This window comes from Microbacterium sp. LWH13-1.2 (assembly GCF_038397735.1).
Taxonomy (GTDB): domain Bacteria; phylum Actinomycetota; class Actinomycetes; order Actinomycetales; family Microbacteriaceae; genus Microbacterium.
The window spans coordinates 3,525,255-3,542,737 of record NZ_CP151635.1 but is presented as its reverse complement, the minus strand read 5'-3'; the positions used below and the strand labels follow the sequence as shown (position 1 = coordinate 3,542,737).

16 protein-coding genes are annotated in these 17,483 nt (G+C 69.0%); 8 read left to right on the top strand and 8 right to left on the bottom strand.

Going from position 1 to position 17,483, the window contains the following annotated elements; translation table 11 throughout:
• Nucleotides 1–27: 27 nt before the first annotated feature.
• Nucleotides 28–1,500: an APC family permease gene (locus MRBLWH13_RS17090; protein ID WP_341956105.1), complete on the bottom strand. Its 1,473-nt coding sequence runs from the start codon at nt 1,498–1,500 to the stop codon at nt 28–30.
• A 237-nt stretch (nt 1,501–1,737) separates the two neighbouring features.
• Between MRBLWH13_RS17090 and MRBLWH13_RS17085 the strand changes: the two genes are divergently transcribed.
• The 5 genes from MRBLWH13_RS17085 to MRBLWH13_RS17065 all read left to right on the top strand — a co-directional run bounded on the left by MRBLWH13_RS17085 (nt 1,738) and on the right by MRBLWH13_RS17065 (nt 7,517).
• Entirely contained in the window at nt 1,738–3,264 is a 1,527-nt protein-coding gene (locus tag MRBLWH13_RS17085) for an APC family permease (protein WP_341956104.1), read from the top strand.
• On the top strand, nt 3,261–3,959 hold the full coding sequence (locus MRBLWH13_RS17080; protein WP_341956103.1) for a helix-turn-helix domain-containing protein: 699 nt from the start codon (nt 3,261–3,263) through the stop codon (nt 3,957–3,959). Before MRBLWH13_RS17085 ends, MRBLWH13_RS17080 begins: the two co-directional genes overlap by 4 nt.
• 84 nt (nt 3,960–4,043) lie before the next feature.
• Nucleotides 4,044–6,374 carry a phosphoribosylformylglycinamidine synthase subunit PurL gene (purL, locus tag MRBLWH13_RS17075; protein ID WP_341956102.1) on the top strand — a complete coding sequence of 777 codons (2,331 nt, stop codon included), beginning with the start codon at nt 4,044–4,046 and terminating at the stop codon, nt 6,372–6,374.
• 33 nt (nt 6,375–6,407) lie between these two features.
• A complete protein-coding gene (locus tag MRBLWH13_RS17070) occupies nt 6,408–6,554 on the top strand; it encodes a hypothetical protein (protein ID WP_341956101.1) in 147 nt (48 codons plus the stop codon).
• Between the two features lie 252 nt (nt 6,555–6,806).
• Nucleotides 6,807–7,517 carry a DUF2786 domain-containing protein gene (locus tag MRBLWH13_RS17065; RefSeq protein WP_341956100.1) on the top strand — a complete coding sequence of 237 codons (711 nt, stop codon included), beginning with the start codon at nt 6,807–6,809 and terminating at the stop codon, nt 7,515–7,517.
• Nucleotides 7,518–7,571: 54 nt separating this feature from the next.
• Here MRBLWH13_RS17065 and MRBLWH13_RS17060 read toward each other — a convergent pair whose 3' ends face one another.
• Complete coding sequence (locus MRBLWH13_RS17060; protein WP_341956099.1) at nt 7,572–8,141, bottom strand: TetR/AcrR family transcriptional regulator; 570 nt, start codon at nt 8,139–8,141, stop codon at nt 7,572–7,574.
• A 72-nt stretch (nt 8,142–8,213) separates the two neighbouring features.
• Here MRBLWH13_RS17060 and MRBLWH13_RS17055 point away from each other — a divergent pair, with 72 nt between their 5' ends.
• Together MRBLWH13_RS17055 and MRBLWH13_RS17050 are read left to right on the top strand one after the other, a co-directional pair.
• On the top strand, nt 8,214–10,754 hold the full coding sequence (locus tag MRBLWH13_RS17055) for an MMPL family transporter (protein WP_341956098.1): 2,541 nt from the start codon (nt 8,214–8,216) through the stop codon (nt 10,752–10,754).
• Between the two features lie 96 nt (nt 10,755–10,850).
• Nucleotides 10,851–11,174, top strand: a complete 324-nt coding sequence (locus MRBLWH13_RS17050) for a cupin domain-containing protein (RefSeq protein ID WP_341956097.1) — start codon at nt 10,851–10,853, stop codon at nt 11,172–11,174.
• Nucleotides 11,175–11,299: 125 nt separating this feature from the next.
• Here MRBLWH13_RS17050 and MRBLWH13_RS17045 read toward each other — a convergent pair whose 3' ends face one another.
• From MRBLWH13_RS17045 to phnD, 5 genes are all read right to left on the bottom strand, one after another.
• Entirely contained in the window at nt 11,300–11,863 is a 564-nt protein-coding gene (locus tag MRBLWH13_RS17045; protein ID WP_341956096.1) for a TetR/AcrR family transcriptional regulator, read from the bottom strand.
• Nucleotides 11,864–11,934: 71 nt separating this feature from the next.
• On the bottom strand, nt 11,935–12,699 hold the full coding sequence (locus MRBLWH13_RS17040; protein WP_341956095.1) for a tyrosine-protein phosphatase: 765 nt from the start codon (nt 12,697–12,699) through the stop codon (nt 11,935–11,937).
• Complete coding sequence (gene phnE / locus MRBLWH13_RS17035; RefSeq protein WP_235558894.1) at nt 12,696–13,589, bottom strand: phosphonate ABC transporter, permease protein PhnE; 894 nt, start codon at nt 13,587–13,589, stop codon at nt 12,696–12,698. The genes MRBLWH13_RS17040 and phnE overlap by 4 nt, the downstream gene beginning before the upstream one ends.
• Entirely contained in the window at nt 13,573–14,433 is an 861-nt protein-coding gene (gene phnC / locus MRBLWH13_RS17030) for a phosphonate ABC transporter ATP-binding protein (RefSeq protein WP_341956094.1), read from the bottom strand. Before phnC ends, phnE begins: the two co-directional genes overlap by 17 nt.
• Nucleotides 14,430–15,332: a phosphate/phosphite/phosphonate ABC transporter substrate-binding protein gene (gene phnD / locus MRBLWH13_RS17025; protein ID WP_311877644.1), complete on the bottom strand. Its 903-nt coding sequence runs from the start codon at nt 15,330–15,332 to the stop codon at nt 14,430–14,432. Before phnD ends, phnC begins: the two co-directional genes overlap by 4 nt.
• A 169-nt stretch (nt 15,333–15,501) precedes the next feature.
• Between phnD and MRBLWH13_RS17020 the strand changes: the two genes are divergently transcribed.
• Nucleotides 15,502–15,852 carry a TraR/DksA C4-type zinc finger protein gene (locus MRBLWH13_RS17020; protein WP_341956093.1) on the top strand — a complete coding sequence of 117 codons (351 nt, stop codon included), beginning with the start codon at nt 15,502–15,504 and terminating at the stop codon, nt 15,850–15,852.
• 92 nt (nt 15,853–15,944) lie between these two features.
• Here the strand turns inward: MRBLWH13_RS17020 and MRBLWH13_RS17015 are convergent, their stop codons facing one another.
• On the bottom strand, nt 15,945–17,480 hold the full coding sequence (locus MRBLWH13_RS17015; protein WP_341956092.1) for a serine hydrolase domain-containing protein: 1,536 nt from the start codon (nt 17,478–17,480) through the stop codon (nt 15,945–15,947).
• Nucleotides 17,481–17,483 lie beyond the last annotated feature (3 nt).

Here is a 17,483-nt window from a genome sequence, read left to right as displayed (position 1 = left end):
GTCGGTCGCGCTCATGGTCGTGCGCCCTCAGCCGGCGATGGCGTCGGTGAGCTTGACGTATGCCGCGGGCCTGCGGGCTCTGATCCACGCGGCCTGGGCGTACCCGATGAGGGGGAAGACGATCACCAGCCCGAGCAGACTCCAGCTGACCGCGCCGAACACGGGCGCGCCTGTGGCGTCCGTGTCGCCGACCATGATCGGGAAGTAGACGACGATCATGACCACAGAGAGCACCAGGCCGATGAAGCCGAGCACAGGGGCGATCACGGTGTTCCAGATCCTCCGGTCCTTGCGTGTCCTCGCGAAGTAGACGATGACCGCGATCGAGGTGACCGCCATCAGGAGGGCGATGGCCACGGTCGCGACCCCGGCGAACCAGGTGAACACCTGCAGCACCGGGTCGAGCTGCAGAACGGCGAACAGCGCGACGAGGACGATCGCGGTGATGCTCTGCACGAGCGAGGACACGTGCGGGGACATGTGCCGGGGGTGCACGGCGCCCACCCGGTCGGGCAGCACGCCGGCGCCTGCCATGGAGTACTGGTAACGGGCGACGACGTTGTGGAACGACAGCACGCAGGCGAACATCGCGGTGATGAGGAGGATGTTCGTGATGATCTCGCCGGTGGCGCCGAGGTACGCCGACATCGTGCGGAGGATGAGCGTTCCCGGGTCGGCCGCGGCCTCCTCCAGGATGTTCGAGGGCCCCCATGCCATGACGAGGCCCCAGGAGGCGAGGGTGTAGAACACACCGACGCCGATCACGGCCATATAGGTGGCGCGGGGGATCGTGCGGTCGGGATCGCGCGCCTCGCTGCGGAAGACCGCGGTCGCCTCGAATCCGATGAAGGCGGCGATCGCCATCATGAGGCCGACGCCGGGGGAACCGCTCGCGACGTTCTTCGGCTCGAACGGTGCCAGGCTCAACCCTTCGGGGCCGCCGGAGATCACGACCGCCGCGACGAGAAGGAGGACGATTCCGACCTCGGCGCAGAGCAGGACGCCGAGCACTTTGCTGGAGAGATCGATGTGGCGATAGCCGAGGAACCCGACGAGCGCGACGACGGCGATCGAGTACAGCCACCACGGGAGCGTGATGCCGAACCCTTCGAAGGTGAAGCTCAGCACGTAGCCCATGTACCCGTACACGGACACCTGGATCGTCGTATACGTGAGCATCGCGATCCAGGCGGACGCGAGACCGGTCGAGCGTCCGAGGCCGTATCCGACGTAGGTGAAGAACGCCCCGGGGTTGGGGACGTGCTTGGCCATCGCGGAGACGCCGACGGCGAAGAGCACGAGAACGACGGCGCTGATCGCATACAGCGCCGGGAACCCCGACCCGTTGCCGAGCAGGATGCCGAGCGGGGCCGACCCGCCGATGACAGTCAGGGGCGAGGCGGCGGCGACGACCATGAAGACGATCGCCGTCGCACCGAGCGATCCCGACAGGACCTTCTTCGGGGAGGTCTCGGTGGCGCTGGGCTGAATCTGGACCATGTGCAAACCCTTCTGAGAGAAGCGGAGTGGAGCGGTTCCCCCACCCTGCCGCGGCGGGATTTCCCGCCCGTCTCGGCGGAGTGACGTCTGCGGTCGCCGCGAACGGGACACTCGAATGCGGGCTGTCTCATTCGGGCGAGATCTGCGCGAAACACGACTGAAGCGTCCCTGCAACCGATCGCTCTTAGCCTTTTCCCATCGCGCAGCAGCGTTCATCGCGCAACAGGCGGAGGCCCCATGTCTGCACTCGAAGAGGCGATCGAACGCCCGGAGACCGTTCGATCGTTCGCCGCCCGCTCACCGCTGCACGGACTCGACAGGCACACCGTGGGTTTCGCCGACGTCCTCGCGCAGTCGGTCGCCGCCATCGCCCCGGCTGCGGCGTCGGCCATGGCCGTGCTGATGGTCGCGGATCTGGCCGGCGGAGCGACAGTTCTCGTGATGGCCCTCGCGACGATCATCACGTTCCTGGTCGCTCGGACGATCAACCAGTTCACGCGGCGGTTCGCCGCCAGCGGCTCGCTCTACACCTATGCCGCCCGGGGGCTCGGCACGACCGCCGGGCTCGCGACAGGCGCGGCGATCGTCGTCGGGTACGCCTTCATCTCGGTCTTCGCGCTCCTGGGCGGTGCGCACTACGCGACGATGCTCGTGACCAGGCTGTGGCCGCAGCTCCCCGCGACCCCGATCGCTCTCGGCGCTCTGGTCATCGAGGCAGCGGTGCTCGCGATCGTCCTCGTGCGTGGCATCCGTCTCTCATCCCGGGTGGCTCTCGTCGTCGAACTCGTCAGCGTCGCGCTGATCCTGCTCCTTCTGATCGTGCTCCTCGTGCAGATCGGACCGATCCATCCCGCGGCGATCTTCTCGCCCGACGACGTATCGGTGGCGGGCGTCGCCGGGGGCGCAGTGCTCGCGATCACCGCGTTCGTCGGTTTCGAGAGCTCGGCGACGCTCGGCGTCGAAGCGCGCTCGCCCCTGAAGAACATCCCCCGCGCCATCGTGTGGAGCGTCGGCGTGGCCGGCGTCTTCTACCTCATAGCCGGCTACACGCAGATCGCCGGGGCAGACGCGATCGGGGGGACGACATCGGTCGCGCTCCTCGATGAGCTGGCGTCGCGTTTCGGTCTCTCCGCCTGGGCCGCCGTCGCGGACGTCGGCATCGCCACCTCGGGCCTGGCCTGCGCCATCGCATCGACGACCGCCCTCACCCGCATTGTGTTCGCACTCGCCCGCGACGGCGTGGCCCCGACCGAGCTGGGACGCACTCACCGCCGTCACCGCACTCCGGTCGGCGCGATCGCCGTCGCAGCCCCGCCGATCACCCTGGTCCCGATCGCGGTCGTCGCGGCCGGAGTGTCGCCATGGGACGCGATGAAGGCCGTCCTGCTGATCTCGGCCTCGGGCTACATCGTCGCTTACGTGCTGGTCTGCATCGCCGCGCCACTGTTCCTGCGTCGCATCGGGGAGGTCACCGCCGGATCCGTGATCGTGGCCGTCAGCGCGGCGGCGGCACTGACGGGATGCCTGACCGTCTATCTCGCCGCGGAGGCCACGGCGGGGAATCCAGGAGTCTGGCTCACCGTCGGCATCGCCGTCATCGCGGCGGCACTGATCCGGTGGCGGCGGCGCTCGCCCATGGGTGAGCTCGGGCGCTACGACGAGCCGGTCGCCGCTCACGTCCTCGGCGGCGTGGCCCGCAGCGGCAGCGCGGGCGACGGCAGCAGCAGCGCAAACGGGGGCGAACCGGGGGACGCCGACGGATGACGGGCGGTGACGGGGTATCGATCTCGGCCCGCCAGCCCACCGCCATCCACAGTGCGCTGTCGATGCTCGAAGCCGTCGCGGCGATGGGAGCCGGTGTCACTGCGCGGCAACTCGCCGAGCATCTGGGGATGCCGCGCGCGACGACCTATCGCCTGCTCAATCTGCTGGTGCAGGACGAATACCTCGTCCGGACGCCGGATCTCACCGGTTTCGCCCTGGGCACGAAAGTGGCGTTGCTGGCCGGCAGCATCGCCGTCGAGCGCGTCCCCCGTGCCGCACGCGACGTCCTCGAGCGCACCAGGGCGAGCGCGCGGGGCGGCATCCACCTCGTCCTCTACCGCGACGGCAGAGTCGTCATCGCCGATGAGGACCCCGACTTTCCCCTCTCGAACCGGCTGGGCCTGCAGCACGAGCCCACCCGATACGCGCTGGGTCTGCTGCCACTCGTCGTGCGAGGAGAAGTCGTCCGCGGGGAGCACGTCGCCGACGACCTCGTCACCGAGCTCCGCGAGCAGGGCGTGATCCGCACTCGCGACGGCCAGCGGGGGTGTCTGGTCGCGCCGATCACCGACGCCTCCGGTGCGCTTGCCGGAGCACTGTCCTACTCGGGTCCGCGCCGATACATCGACGAGTCCGATTCGATCGCCGTCTCCGTCATCGCGGCTGCACGGGAGCTCGGGCCGCTCCTGACGTAGACGCCGCTATCCGCCCGGGCCGATGGCCACGGCATCCCCCGGTAGACTGGCCATGCCCCGCCGGCCCCTCATCTAGGAGTGCGCGTGACCACCGCCCCTGCACCTGCCCACAAGCACGTCCCCGACTCCGTCGAGAACGCCACCGCGACTCCGGAGAAGGAGCAGCCGTACGCAGCGCTGGGCCTCAAGGACGACGAGTACGCCCGCATCAAGGAGATTCTGGGCCGCCGCCCGACCTCCGGCGAGCTGGCCATGTACTCCGTGATGTGGTCGGAGCACTGCTCGTACAAGTCGTCGAAGAACTACCTGCGCCGCTTCGGCCAGAAGGTCTCCGACGAGATGAAGGAACGCCTGATGGTGGGCATGGGCCAGAACGCGGGCGTCATCGACGTCGGCGAGGGCTGGGCCGTCACCTTCAAGGCCGAGTCGCACAACCACCCGTCGTTCATCGAGCCGTTCCAGGGTGCAGCGACCGGCGTCGGCGGCATCGTCCGCGACATCATCTCGATGGGCGCACGCCCGGTCGCGGTCATGGACGCCCTGCGCTTCGGCGCGATCGACCACCCCGACACGGCCCGCGTCGTGCACGGCGTGACCAGCGGCATCAGCTTCTACGGCAACTGCCTGGGCCTTCCCAACATCGGCGGCGAGACGGTCTTCGACTCCGTCTACCAGGCCAACCCGCTCGTCAACGCGCTCGCGGTCGGCGTGCTCCGCCACGAAGACCTCAAGCTCGCGAACGCCACCGGCGTCGGCAACAAGGTCGTGCTGTTCGGTGCCCGCACGGGTGGCGACGGCATCGGCGGCGCCAGCATCCTGGCATCCGATTCGTTCGACAGCACCGGACCCACCAAGCGCCCCGCGGTGCAGGTGGGCGACCCGTTCGCCGAGAAGGTGCTCATCGAGTGCTGCCTCGAGCTGTACCGCGACGAGCTCGTCGAGGCGATCCAAGACCTGGGCGCCGCGGGAATCTCGTGCGCGACCAGCGAGCTCGCGGCCAACGGCAACAGCGGCATGAAGGTCTCGCTCGACAACGTCCTGCTGCGCGACCCCTCGCTCACGGCTGAGGAGATCCTCATGTCGGAGTCGCAGGAGCGCATGATGGCGATCGTCGCCCCCGAGAAGCTCGACGCGTTCCTCGCGGTCGTGCAGAAGTGGGACGTCGAGACGTCGGTGCTGGGCGAGGTCACCGGAGACGGCCGCCTCATCATCGACTGGCAGGGCGAGCGCATCGTCGACGTCGACCCCTCGACCGTCGCGGTCGACGGCCCGGTCTACGACCGCCCGGTCGCCTACCCGACGTGGATCGACGCACTGCAGGCGGATGCCGCCGAGAACCTGCCCCGCTCGAACGACCCCGAGGTGCTGCGCGAGCAGTTCCTCGACCTGGTCGCCTCGCCGAACCTGGCCGACACCCGCTGGATCACCAACCAGTACGACTACTACGTGCTCGGCAACACGGCCCTCTCGTTCCCCGATGACGCCGGCATGATCCGCGTCGACGAGGAGTCGGGTCTCGGCTTCGCGATCTCGACCGACGCGAACGGCCGCTACTGCCAGCTCGACCCGTATGCGGGTGCGCAGCTGGCCCTGGCCGAGGCGTACCGCAACGTCGCCGTCACCGGAGCGGTTCCCACCGCGATCACCGACTGCCTGAACTTCGGCTCTCCCGAGAACCCCGAGGTCATGTGGCAGTTCGGGCAGACCGTCGACGGTCTCGCCGATGGATGCTACGAGCTCGGCACCCCGGTCACCGGCGGCAACGTCTCGTTCTACAACCAGACCGGCGACGTGCCGATCCACCCGACCCCGCTCGTCGGCGTGCTGGGCATCATCGACGACGTCTCGCGCCGCATCCCCTCGGGATGGCAGGACGAGGGCCAGAACATCTACCTGCTCGGCACGACCTCGACCGAGCTGTCCGGTTCTGCGTGGGCCGAGACCGTGCACCAGCACCTCGGCGGACTGCCCCCGAAGGTCGACCTCGCGGGCGAGAAGCGCCTCGCAGGTCTGCTCGGTGCGGCACGCGACGAGTGGCTGATCTCGTCGGCGCACGACGTGTCGGAGGGTGGCCTCGCGCAGGCCCTCGCCGAGGGCGTCTCGCGCTTCGGCGTCGGCGCCCGCGTCTGGCTCAACGAGATCATCGAGCGCGACGGAGTGGATGCGGCATCCGCACTGTTCTCCGAGTCGACCGGTCGCGTCATCGTGACGGTCCCCCGTGAGGACGACGTGAAGTTCCGCGGACTCTGCGAAGGCCGCGACTACCCCGTGATGCGCATCGGCGTGACCGACTCCGAGGGCGCGAAGCTCGAGGTGCAGGACGTCTTCACCGTTCCGATCGCCGAGATCCGCGAGCGCTCTCAGGCCACCCTGCCGGCAGCATTCGGGCCGACGGTCGCGGAGCCGGTCAGCTGACCGGTCGTTGAGCGAGCGAAGCGAGACGAGACGATGAACGAACTCAGCCGGCCCGACGACGACTACGGCGACCTGGGCGAGAAGCGCAACCGTCGCATCCGCATCGTCGCGTGGACGGTGATCGTCGCTCTGATCCTCGGTGGCGGCGGCGCGACCGTCATCACGCTGATCCTCGGCTGAGGTCGTCCGGAGTACGTGGCCCCGGCCCGGGCTCGGTCACAACTTCGGAGTCGACGGCCGACACGCCGGCGACCCCGACCCTTCCCGCGGCGGGTCGGCGGTCCGGTCCGAAACTGTGCTCGGTCGTGCACCGGCAACCGCTTCTGCACCGGCATCCCTGATCTGGGTTTCTTCACACGCCCCGGAGTCCTGCCTCTGAATGTAGGCACCCCCGCGAAGGATTCGAGGCATCACAGATCCAAGGGGGATGCCATGACCGAAGCCAAACTCGACCTCATCGCGAAACTGCTCGCCAAAGCCGAGAGCACGACGCCCGAAGAGGCCGAGGCTCTGACCGAGCACGCCGAACGACTCATCGTGAAGTACGGCATCGAGCAGGCGCAGATCGATGAACGACGAGGCCGGCTGGGGCAGACTCGAGAGCAGATCGTCACCGAGCGGATGCTGTTCCGCGGCGTCTATGCGAAAGATCTCCGCGAGATCGGCATCGGCGTGGCCAGGGCGCTCGGCGTCGTGCGTCCGCTGCTCGCCGAGTATCCGCCGATCACGGGCCTGCTCCTGGTCGGGCACGCGTCCGACGTGACGCAGGTCCAGACGCTGACAGCCAGCCTGGAGGTGCAGGCGATGGTCGCGATGCGCAGCTGGTGGCTCGAGCATCGAGATCTGTACATCGGTCATCGCGACGGGGTGAAACGTCGAGCGCGCAGCGGCTTCATCCGGGGCTTCGCCGTCGGTGCCATGGATCGGATCGAAGAGGGTCGCCGCGCCGCTGTCGAAGAGAGCGGCACGGGCACCGAACTCGTGCTCACCTCGCGGCGCAGCCGAGTGGATGCCGCGGTCGACGAGATGACGACGAAGCATTCCCGACGGCGGCGCGGCGCGGATCCCGGCTCCTTCGCGCACGGTCACCGCTCGGGCCTGGAGGCGCAGACCGGCGGCGGCAGAGCGGTCTCGGCGCGATGACCACCCCGGCGCTGGTGACCGCGGCTGTGCCTGTGCGTGTGCCGCCGCCTGCTGCTAGCGCGAGAAGAAGAAGCGGGTCAGCTGCACGATCGACTCCGGGTCGTGGTGCTCGCGCCCCAGCGACTCGACGATGATCGCCCCGAGGATCGCTCTCCCGAGCTGCTCGACAGGGGCGTCTTCGGCGAGCTGTCCGTCGCGGATACCCCCGCGGATGCGCTCGGTGAGGTACTTCTCCACGCCGAGGCTGTCACCGAGGTGAGCGCCGACGCCGGCATCCTCGGTGGCAGCGGCGACGAGCGAGCGCAGCAGCGCTCCGCCCTCGGGAGCCTCGAGGATCGAGAGCACGCTGCGCAGCCAGGTCTCGACGTCGGCGGCGAGGTCTCCGGTGTCGGGCACGACGAAGTCGACCGGAATCAGGCGCCCCTCGGCGAGGCACTCGCCGATCAACGCTCCCCGCGAGGGCCACCACCGATAGATGGTCTGCTTGCCGACGCCGGCCTCTTTCGCGATCCCCTCGATCGTCAGACGGTCGTAGCCCTGATTGTGGAACAGGCGGGAGGTGGCGTCGAGGATCGCCTCCCGGGCAGCAGTGCTGCGCACAGGCCCGCTTCGATGCTCGTTCACCACACGTTCAGGATAACCACAGAACCCTAGACGATACGCACCGTATGATCTATCCGTCTGAAGGAGATCGTTTTGGCCTCACTGCTCTACCGTCTGGGTTCTCTCGCTGCGCGCAAGGCGTGGACGGTGATCGTCTCGTGGGTCGTGATCCTCGGACTCGGCATCGGCGCGTTCCTCACGCTCGGCGGCACGCTGAGCAACAGCTTCGACATCCCCGGCACCGCCTCGGGTGCCGTGACCGACCAGCTCGCCGAGAAGCTGCCGGACACCGCCGGCGGCACGGGAACCGTGGTCTATCGGACGACCGACGGCTCGGCTTTCACCGAGCAGCAGAAGCAGGGCATCTCCGCACTCGCGAAGAGTGCCGAAGACCTCGACGGCGTCGCCTCGGTCATCGACCCGTTCGACGCGCAGCAGCAGCAGGCCGTGCAGGCGCAGGACCTCGCCGACGGCAAGGACCAGATCGAAGGAGGCCGCGCCCAGCTGGATGCCGGTCAGACACAGCTCGACGACGGACGCACCCAGCTCGATGCGGGTCTGGAACAGCTCACCACCGCTCGGACACAGGCCGAGGCGGGCGGAGCTCCCGCGGCCCAGCTCGCCGAACTCGACGCGCAGATCGCCGCGCTCAACGCCCAGCTCGCCGAACTCGACGCCCAGCAGAAGACGATCGACGAGTCGCGCGACGAGCTCGACGCCAACGCCGAGAAGGTCGACCTCGGATCCACGCTCCTCGACCTCACCGACGGCATCGGCGTCGTGTCCGACGACGGCTCGACCGCGATCGTCAACGTCTCGTTCGAAGACCCCCGCCTCGAGCTCTCCGAAGCGGTCAAGGAAGGCACGATCGAGCACTTCGAGTCCTCCCCCATCGATGGCGTCGAGGTCGACTTCGGCACCGACATCGCGCAGGGTGTGCCCGAGATCTTCGGCGTCGGAGAGGCGATCGGCCTCGCGTTCGCCGCGATCGTCCTGATCGTCATGCTCGGGTCGCTCATCGGTGCCGCGCTGCCGATCGTGACGGCCGTCGTCGGCGTGGGTGTCGGCGTGACGGCATCCCTCGCCTTCTCGGGCGTCGTCGACATGGCATCCGTCACCCCGGTGCTCGGTGTCATGCTGGGCCTCGCGGTCGGCATCGACTACTCGCTCTTCATCGTCAACCGACACCGCAAGCAGCTGCTCAACGGTGTTCCGGTTCGCGAATCCATCGGGCTCGCGACGGGCACCTCGGGCACAGCCGTCGTGTTCGCCGGAACCACGGTGATCGTGGCGCTGCTCGCTCTCAACGTGACAGGCGTGCCGTTCCTCGGACTCATGGGCACCGTCGGTGCCGTCTGTGTCGCCGTCGCCGTGCTCGTCGCGATCACGCTCGCTCCCGCGATCCTCGGACTCGTCGGCACCCGCCTGCTCAGCGGCAAGGCCCGTGCCACGATCGGTCAGCACCACGCCGCGGGCAAGCCGGTGAAGCGCATGTCGACGCTGCGCGCGATCGTCACCGTGCTCGTCAGCGTGATCGCCCTGCTGATCGTCGCGATCCCCTCGATGTCGATGCGCCTCGGACTGCCCGACGGTGCGAGCGAGCCCTCGGACTCGACCAGCTACCGGGCGTTCCACATCGTCGACGAGCAGTTCGGCGAAGGCGCCAACGGGCCGCTGCTCGTCACGGCCACCCTCGACGACGCGGTGAGCGACGACGACCTTCTCGCCACCCAGGTCGAGGTCGCCCAGAAGATCGCCGATCAGGATGACGTCGTCGCCGTCGCCCCGATCGCGACCTCCGACGACAACACCCTGCTCGCGTTCCAGGTACTGCCGGCCGAAGGCCCGAACAGCGCGTCGACCGAGAAGCTCGTGCAGGACATCCGCGCCCTGCCCCAGCTCGACGGCGGCATCACGCTCGGCGTGGCCGGTCAGGCGGCGACCAACATCGACATCTCCGAGGCGCTGGCCGGCGTTCTGCCCCTCTACCTCGTGGTCGTCGTCGGACTCTCGCTGCTCATCATGATCGTCGTGTTCCGCTCGCTGCTCGTGCCGATCATCGCCACCGGCGGATTCGTCCTCTCGCTGTTCGCGACCTACGGCCTGATCGTCGCCGTGTTCCAGTGGGGCTGGGGTGCCGACCTCATCGGGTTGGACAGTCCGGGGCCGATCCTGAGCTTCCTGCCCGTCATCCTCGTCGGAATCCTGTTCGGGCTCGCGATGGACTACCAGCTGTTCCTCGCCTCGGGCATGCGCGAGGCCTACGTGCACGGAGCGTCGGCTCGCGATGCCGTCGCGCAGGGATTCCGCGCTGGCCGCTCGGTCGTCATCGCCGCGGCGCTCATCATGGTGTCGGTGTTCGGCGGGTTCATCTTCTCCGAGTCGACCATCATCCGCTCGATCGGCTTCGGCCTCGCCTTCGGGGTGCTGCTCGACGCCTTCGTCGTGCGGATGCTGCTCATGCCAGCCCTCATGCACCTGCTCGGCCGTTCGGCCTGGTGGCTGCCGCGGTGGCTCGACCGCATCCTCCCCAACGTCGACATGGAAGGTGCAGCGCTCGAGCGCGACCACCCCGGCGTGCGGACGGACACCGTGCAGGTCGTGCCGAGCTCGGGAACGACCGAGGCGCGCTGACGTCACGCACCCCGGAACCCGGATGAGGCGGCAACAGTACGCCGCCTCTTCCGTGCACGGGCGCGCGTCGGTAGCCTCAGCCACCAAGGAGGCTCCATGACCATCTCACCCATCGACGTGGCCCTCGACGCGAATATCGAGGGCCACCTGATCGGCTCGCCCGTGAGCATCATCCGCGAGTTCACCTCAGCGGTCGGCAGCGGGCCGCGACTGCACCGGCATCCGTACGCCGAGACCTTCGTCATCCACCGGGGCCGCGCACTCTTCACCGTGGGCGACGAGCAGGTCGTCGGATCCGGAGGGCAGGTGCTGGTCGTCCCGGCGCTCGTCGACCACCGATTCGAGGTGCTCGACGGCGGCACGTATGAGGCCACCCACATCCATGCGAGCGACCGCTTCATCACGGAGTGGCTCGAGTAAGCGCGCTCACTGACGTCCCGGATGGCTGGTCGAATCCCGGTTGGCTGGGTGGGTTACGGCCAATCGTCCGCCACCTGGGGATTCGCCAGCCGGACGATCCAGCGGCAGTCCGCACCCGGTGGGTGTCAGGCGAGCATCCCGCGCCAGATCACGTCGACCGCCGCGCGCAGCCGTGCCGCCACCGCGGGGTCGTCCATCCGATCGCCGCGCACGACGATCTGGTAGTACGCGGTGCCGGCGATCGCATCGAAGCACGCATCGACGTCGAGATCCGGCCGCAGCTCACCGCGCGCGATCCCTGCGCGCAGCGCGTTCAGCAGCGGCACCCGCCTTCGCGACACATGTGACTGCCAGTACGCCTTCTGCAGCGCACGGTCCGACATCACGAGACGGATGCGCTGACGGAACCGCTCCTCCGCATACCCGGATGCCGCGACCGACAGCGCGACTCCGCTCTCGCCGAGCCCGAGCCCGTCGAACAGCGCATCGCGAAGATCGACGCCATCCGGATACTCCGGCGGCACCATGCGCCCGACGTCGAGCGCGGCCGCGATCAACGTCGTGAGCGACGGCCATCGTCGGTACAGCGCCGCCCGACTCACCCCGCTCCGCGCGACGACGCGGCTCACGGTCACCTCCTCACCGGCATCGATGATCTCGAGCGTCGCGGCGACGATCTGCCCGTCCATGTCCTCATCACGCGGGCGACCGGGACGGCGGCGAACCGCAGCCCCGGCGTCATCCTGCGGCACAGCCGTGATCACACCAGCGCCCGCTCACGGAGCCGAGCGACTGTCGCGTCCGACAGCCCTGCCGCTCGCAGCGGTGCGAGAGCATCGCCGTGCTGCTCGCGGAGCGTGTCGAGCAGGGTGCGCATCGACACCTCCATCGAGCCTTCGAGCAGCGCCGCGCTTGCCCCGGCGGCACCCGCGTCGAACCCGAGGGCCTTCCACATCGCCCCCATCACCGGGGCTGTGCGCTGCATGATCGCGACCATGTTGCCGCCGGTGAGGGCGTAGTCGGCGACGATGTCGTCGTCCACCGCCCCGAGAGCGAGCAGCAGCATTGCCGCCACCACACCGGTGCGATCGCGCCCGGCGGCGCAGTGGAAAGCCGCGGTCCCCGGGGTGTATGCGATGACGTTCAGCGCAGTGACCAGCTGGGGAGCCGCCACCTCGACCATGCGCAGGTACATCCGCCCCATCGCGTCGTGGGTGAGCTCGGGGGCGTCCCGGTTCATCGACTCTCCGACATCCGCGATCAACGGCAGGTGGTGGTAGGCCACGGGGTACTCGGCGAGGGGTCCGCGGCCGGTGACCGACACCTCCAGCGGCGAGCGCAGATCGATGATCGCCGTGAGCCCAGCGGCGACGAGCTGCGAAGCGATCTCGGTCGTGACGTAGGCGAGGTCGTCGGTGCGAATGGCGAGGCCCTCGCGCAGCACGCCGCCGTCGATCGGAATGCCGCCGAGATCGCGCAGGTTGACGGGGGCGCTGAGCACCAGGTCGATGTCGGCGATGGTCATGTGATTCTCCTTCGGATGAGGGCACTGCCCTGGTCGATCGCCGTGACGAGCACGATGATGCAGATGATGATGGCGCTGAGGTGGCCGTAGTCGTACATGCGCATGGCGGTGGTCAGTTCGAGACCGATACCGCCGGCTCCGACCAGGCCGAGGATGGTCGCCCCGCGCACGTTGCCTTCGAACAGCAGCAGCGTGTACGAGGTCAGCAGGGGCGCCGACTGCGGCAGGATGCCGTATTGGATGACCTGCCTCTTCGAGGCGCCGACCGCTTCCATCGCGACGACGGGCCCGCGGTCGACCTGCTCCATGGCCTCGGCGAAGATCTTGCCGATCGACCCGATGGATCCGAGGGTCATGGCCAGGATGCCGGCGAACGGGCCGAGTCCGACGGCCGAGACGAACATGAGCGCGAACACGAGATCGGGCACCGAGCGGATGATGTTCATCACCCACCGCGTCGGGTAGTAGACCCACTTCGGCGCGATGTTCGATGATGCGCCGAACGCGGCGAGCAGCGACAGCACGGCGCCGAGCACCGTGCCGACGACAGCCATCTGGAACGTCTCGAGCAGCAGCGCGAGGATGGTGCCGATCTTCGAGAAGTCCGGCGGGAACAGCCGGGAGAGGAACTCGCCCATGTTGACGGCGCCGTCACCCAGCTTGATGAAGTTGAACTCGGCGCCGTTGAACGACCAGATCAGCAGCAGCGCGGCGATCGGCAGGCCGATCAGGAAGCGAGCCCGCGGGATGCGGAACGCGCGCTCCAGGCGCGAGCGCTCCCCGGCATCCAGGGTCGGGCGAGTGGACGGCCGGTCGGCCTTGCCGCCTGGGCCATCCGTCGAGCGGCCCGCCGGGCCATCCGTCGAACGGGGATCAGTGGTGAGCGTCATCGTCGTGCTCCTCGTCGTCGTAGAGCGGCGCGAGTGCCGCGGCATCCAGCTGCGATGTGGCGCCCGCGACCAGCATCCGTCCGTGCCGCAGACCGATGATGCGGTCGCTGTGCGCGAGGGCGAGCGGCAGCACATGCAGGCTGACGAGCACCGGGATGCCGTCTTCGGTGGCGATCTCGCGCAGCAGTTCGAGCACCGAATCGGCGAGCTTGGGGTCGAGCGATGCGACCGGCTCGTCAGCGAGGATCACCTTGGGCTGCTGCATGAGCGCCCTGGCGATCGCCACGCGCTGCTGCTGGCCGCCCGAGAGCGACCGCGCAGGGGCAGTGGCCTTGTGAGCGATGCCGACGCGGTCGAGCAGCTCGAGCGCGCGGCGGCGATGCGCGCTCGAGAAGCCGCCCACCAGATTGATCGCGCCGGCGCCGTGCAGCGCTCCGGTGAGCACGTTCGTCATGACGCTGAGCCGCGGGATCAGGTTGAACTGCTGGAACACCTGGCCGACATCCGAACGCAGCGTGCGCAGCTCGCCGCGCGCGAGGTTGGTGACGTCATGGCCGGCGACCCTGACCGATCCCGCAGAGATCGGGGCGAACCCTGTGAGGCTGCGCATGAGAGTCGATTTTCCCGAACCCGAGGCGCCGAGAAGCGCGACCATCTCACCGGGGAACAGGTCGAGGTCCACGCCGTCGAGCACCGTGGTGGCGTCATACGCGACGCTGAGGTCGCGCACCGACACGAGCGGGAGCGCCTGGCGCAGCTCGGCGGTGGAGGTGCGGGCGGATCCGGCGGGGGCCGGGAGGGCGGATTCCGCAGCATCCGCCCTCATCAGTGAGGGGTTCGTCACTTGAGGTCCTTGAGTTCGACGCCCGCGACCTCGGCGATCTCGGCGAACGAGGCGAACGACGAGCCGTCGGGGTCGACCGTCTGCTCGGCCGCGGCAAAGGCACCGTAGGCTCCGAGAGCTTCGGCGTTCTCGGGCGAGAAGACCTCGGCGATGCCGTCCTGGATGAGCTTGCGCGTCTCGTCGTCGAGCGACTGACGGCCGAGCACCGCGCCCTGGATGTCCATGGCCGGGCTCTCGCCCACCGCGCGCCACTCGCCGTCGGCGAAGGGGAACATCGGGGCGCCCAGCTCGGTGAGCATGACAGCGGTGCACGCGGCATCGACCTGCCCCTGCTGCAGCGCCGCGAAACTGCCCTCATGACCGCCCGCGAAGATCGCCTCGTAGTCGGTTCCCTGTTCGAGCCCTGCCTCGTGCAGCATGTACACCGGCATGAAGTAGCCCGAGCTCGACGCCTGGTCGGCGAAGGCGACGGTCTTGCCCTCGAGGTCCTCGACAGTCTCGATCGGCGAATCGTTCAGCACGACGCAGGTCGAGACGGGCTTGCCGTCTCCCTGGAAGGCGACGAGTGCGTCGACCTCGCCCGTGTTGACGGCGAGCGCCGAGGGGAAACCGCTCATGATGCCGATGTCGACGTGGTCGGCGCGGATCGCCTCGACCACGCTCAGGTAGTCGGGCACATCGGTGATCTCGACATCGCGGCCGGTGGACTCTTCGAGGAGTTCGGCGAAGACCTCGATCGGGTTCTCGGCGGTGGGGTCGTCGCCGACGGGAAGCGTCGCGATCGTGATGGGAGCGTTCGGATCGGCGGGAGCCGCTTCGGCGGTCGGGCTCTGGCAGCCGGTCAGGGCGAGGGCGGCGAGGCCGAGGAGGCCGACGGCGGGCAGGGTGAGGCGGCGCATGATGACCTTTCGGGAGGAGGCGTTCCCGAATTCCGAGAACAGGAGTATTCCAACTCGCGAAGGTGACAAGGAATTACGAGACCGCCGTACTCGAAACGGAACGCTGAGTGAACGGCTGGTGTCGGTGGTCTCGGGCGCGGATGTCGGTGCGCGGGCCTAGAGTGTGCGGATGACCCCTGATGTCCGCGCTGGCCTCGAACGGTTGCGCGCCCAGGCTGCCGAGCGCGTCGCAGCGACCGGGGCCACCCTCGCCGAGCTGATGCACGACCGGGAGGGCTCGAACGACGACGACGAGCACGACCCCGAGGGCGTCACGCTCTCGTCGGAGTGGTCACGACTGACGGGGCTCGCCGAGGCGGCGGCATCCGAACTCACGCAGGTCGACGATGCGATCGCACGACTGGATGCCGGCACCTACGGCATCTGCGCGAATTGCGGCCGACCGATTCCGCAGGCGCGACTCGAGGTCCGCCCGTTCGCGACACACTGCGTCGCGTGTGCCGAGAAGCTCGGCCTCTGAGTCGAGGCGTCCGCCGATCTGACGACGTGTCTGCTCGGGGGGGCGCAGCCGTCGTCGCTCGACGCCCCGCACCAGGTCACCAGGTCACCAGGTCACCAGAGGAACGTGACGCCCACCGTGAGCACCGCTCCGAGCACAGCGACCGCCCACCAGTACCACGCCCGCCGGCGAGGGAGGAAGGGCAGGCGAGCCCGCGACCCACGGAGGACGAGGATGCCGATCGCGGCGAGCGCCGGCGCGAACGCGATGCCCCACAACCAGCCGCCGACGGAGAACCACGGTCCGCTGTGCCAGAGCAGCAGGAGGCCGAAGGCCGCCCAGATCAGGTCGCCGATCGACGGCAGCAGCGCCTTCACGCGGAACGCGCGGATGAGGGCGACCAGGCTCAACAGCAGTGCGAGCCCGAAGATGCCCCACGCGATGCCGACAGACGCGCTGTCGACCGCGGGAATGGGCGCGCCCGACACATACGACATGGCGATGTAGTCGGCCGGGGCCACGGTGTTCGACAGCGCGAGGAAGGCGGTGCCGGACTCCCTGTCGAGTGTGAGCATGGTGCGGAATCCCCCGGTCCCGCCGTTGTGCCAGGTCTGCAGGCCGTCACCGTCGAACGATGCCGACGTGATCCACCCCCACCCGATCTCAGCCCCTTCCCCCATGGGTGCAGTCGGGTCGAGGGCTGCGGCGCCCGGGGCCGTGCCGTCGAGGTTGCCCTGCGCCCACAGCGCGAGGTCTGCCGCGGTGGTGAACGTCGACGCCCCGGCAGGCAGGTAGCCCTCTCCCCACCACCGAGGAGCGGGGACGCCGTTGATCAGGAACCCGGGCACTGCATCGGCAGGAACCTCATCGGCGGTCGCCGCGACGACCGTGTCGTCCATGCCGAGCGGGCCCGTGATGCGCTGCTCGAGCAGGGTCGCGTAGTCGTCGGCATCCGCCGCTTCGACCAGCGCCGTTCCGAGCAGCGAGACGGCGAAGTTCGAATAGACCGACCCCTGATCGGGGTCGACCGGGGCGACTGCGGCGTCGGCGATCAGCTGCTCGGTCGTGGTGGTCGCGTAGGGGTTCTCATTGAGGAGGACGCCGCTCAACGCCTCGGCTTCAGCCGTGGCACCGAGTCCGGGCAGACCCGACGAGTGCTGCGACAGCGACGCGAGCGTCACCTCGCCGGCGGCCGTGCCGTCGAGGTCGGGAAGATGTTCGGCGAGCTGATCGCCGGCGCTGACCTCTCCGCGCTCGATCGCGTCGGCGAACAGTGCGCCGGTGAAGGTCTTCGTGATGGAGCCGAGCTCGAACACCGTGTCGGCGGTCGGGGCTCCGGGGTGTGACGGGTCGGCGTCGCCGAGCCCGGCGAAGACCGCTCCGTCGGGGCCGATCTCGGCGACCGAGAGAGAGCGGAAGCTGTCGAGGCTGCCGGGAAGCGAGCGGATGCGGTCGGCGAGCGCCTCATCGCCTGCGGTCGATGCACTGACCGTCTGCTGCTGCGGACCGATCGCCGCACCGAGCGCGACGCCGACGACCGCAGCCGCGCCGATCACGGCGAGGATCGCTCGCGTGAGGCGGCGGGGCGGCGCATCGGGTGCGCTCTGGGGGTCCTGCAGGCCTGGGGAAGGGGTCGAGTGGGTGGTCACGGT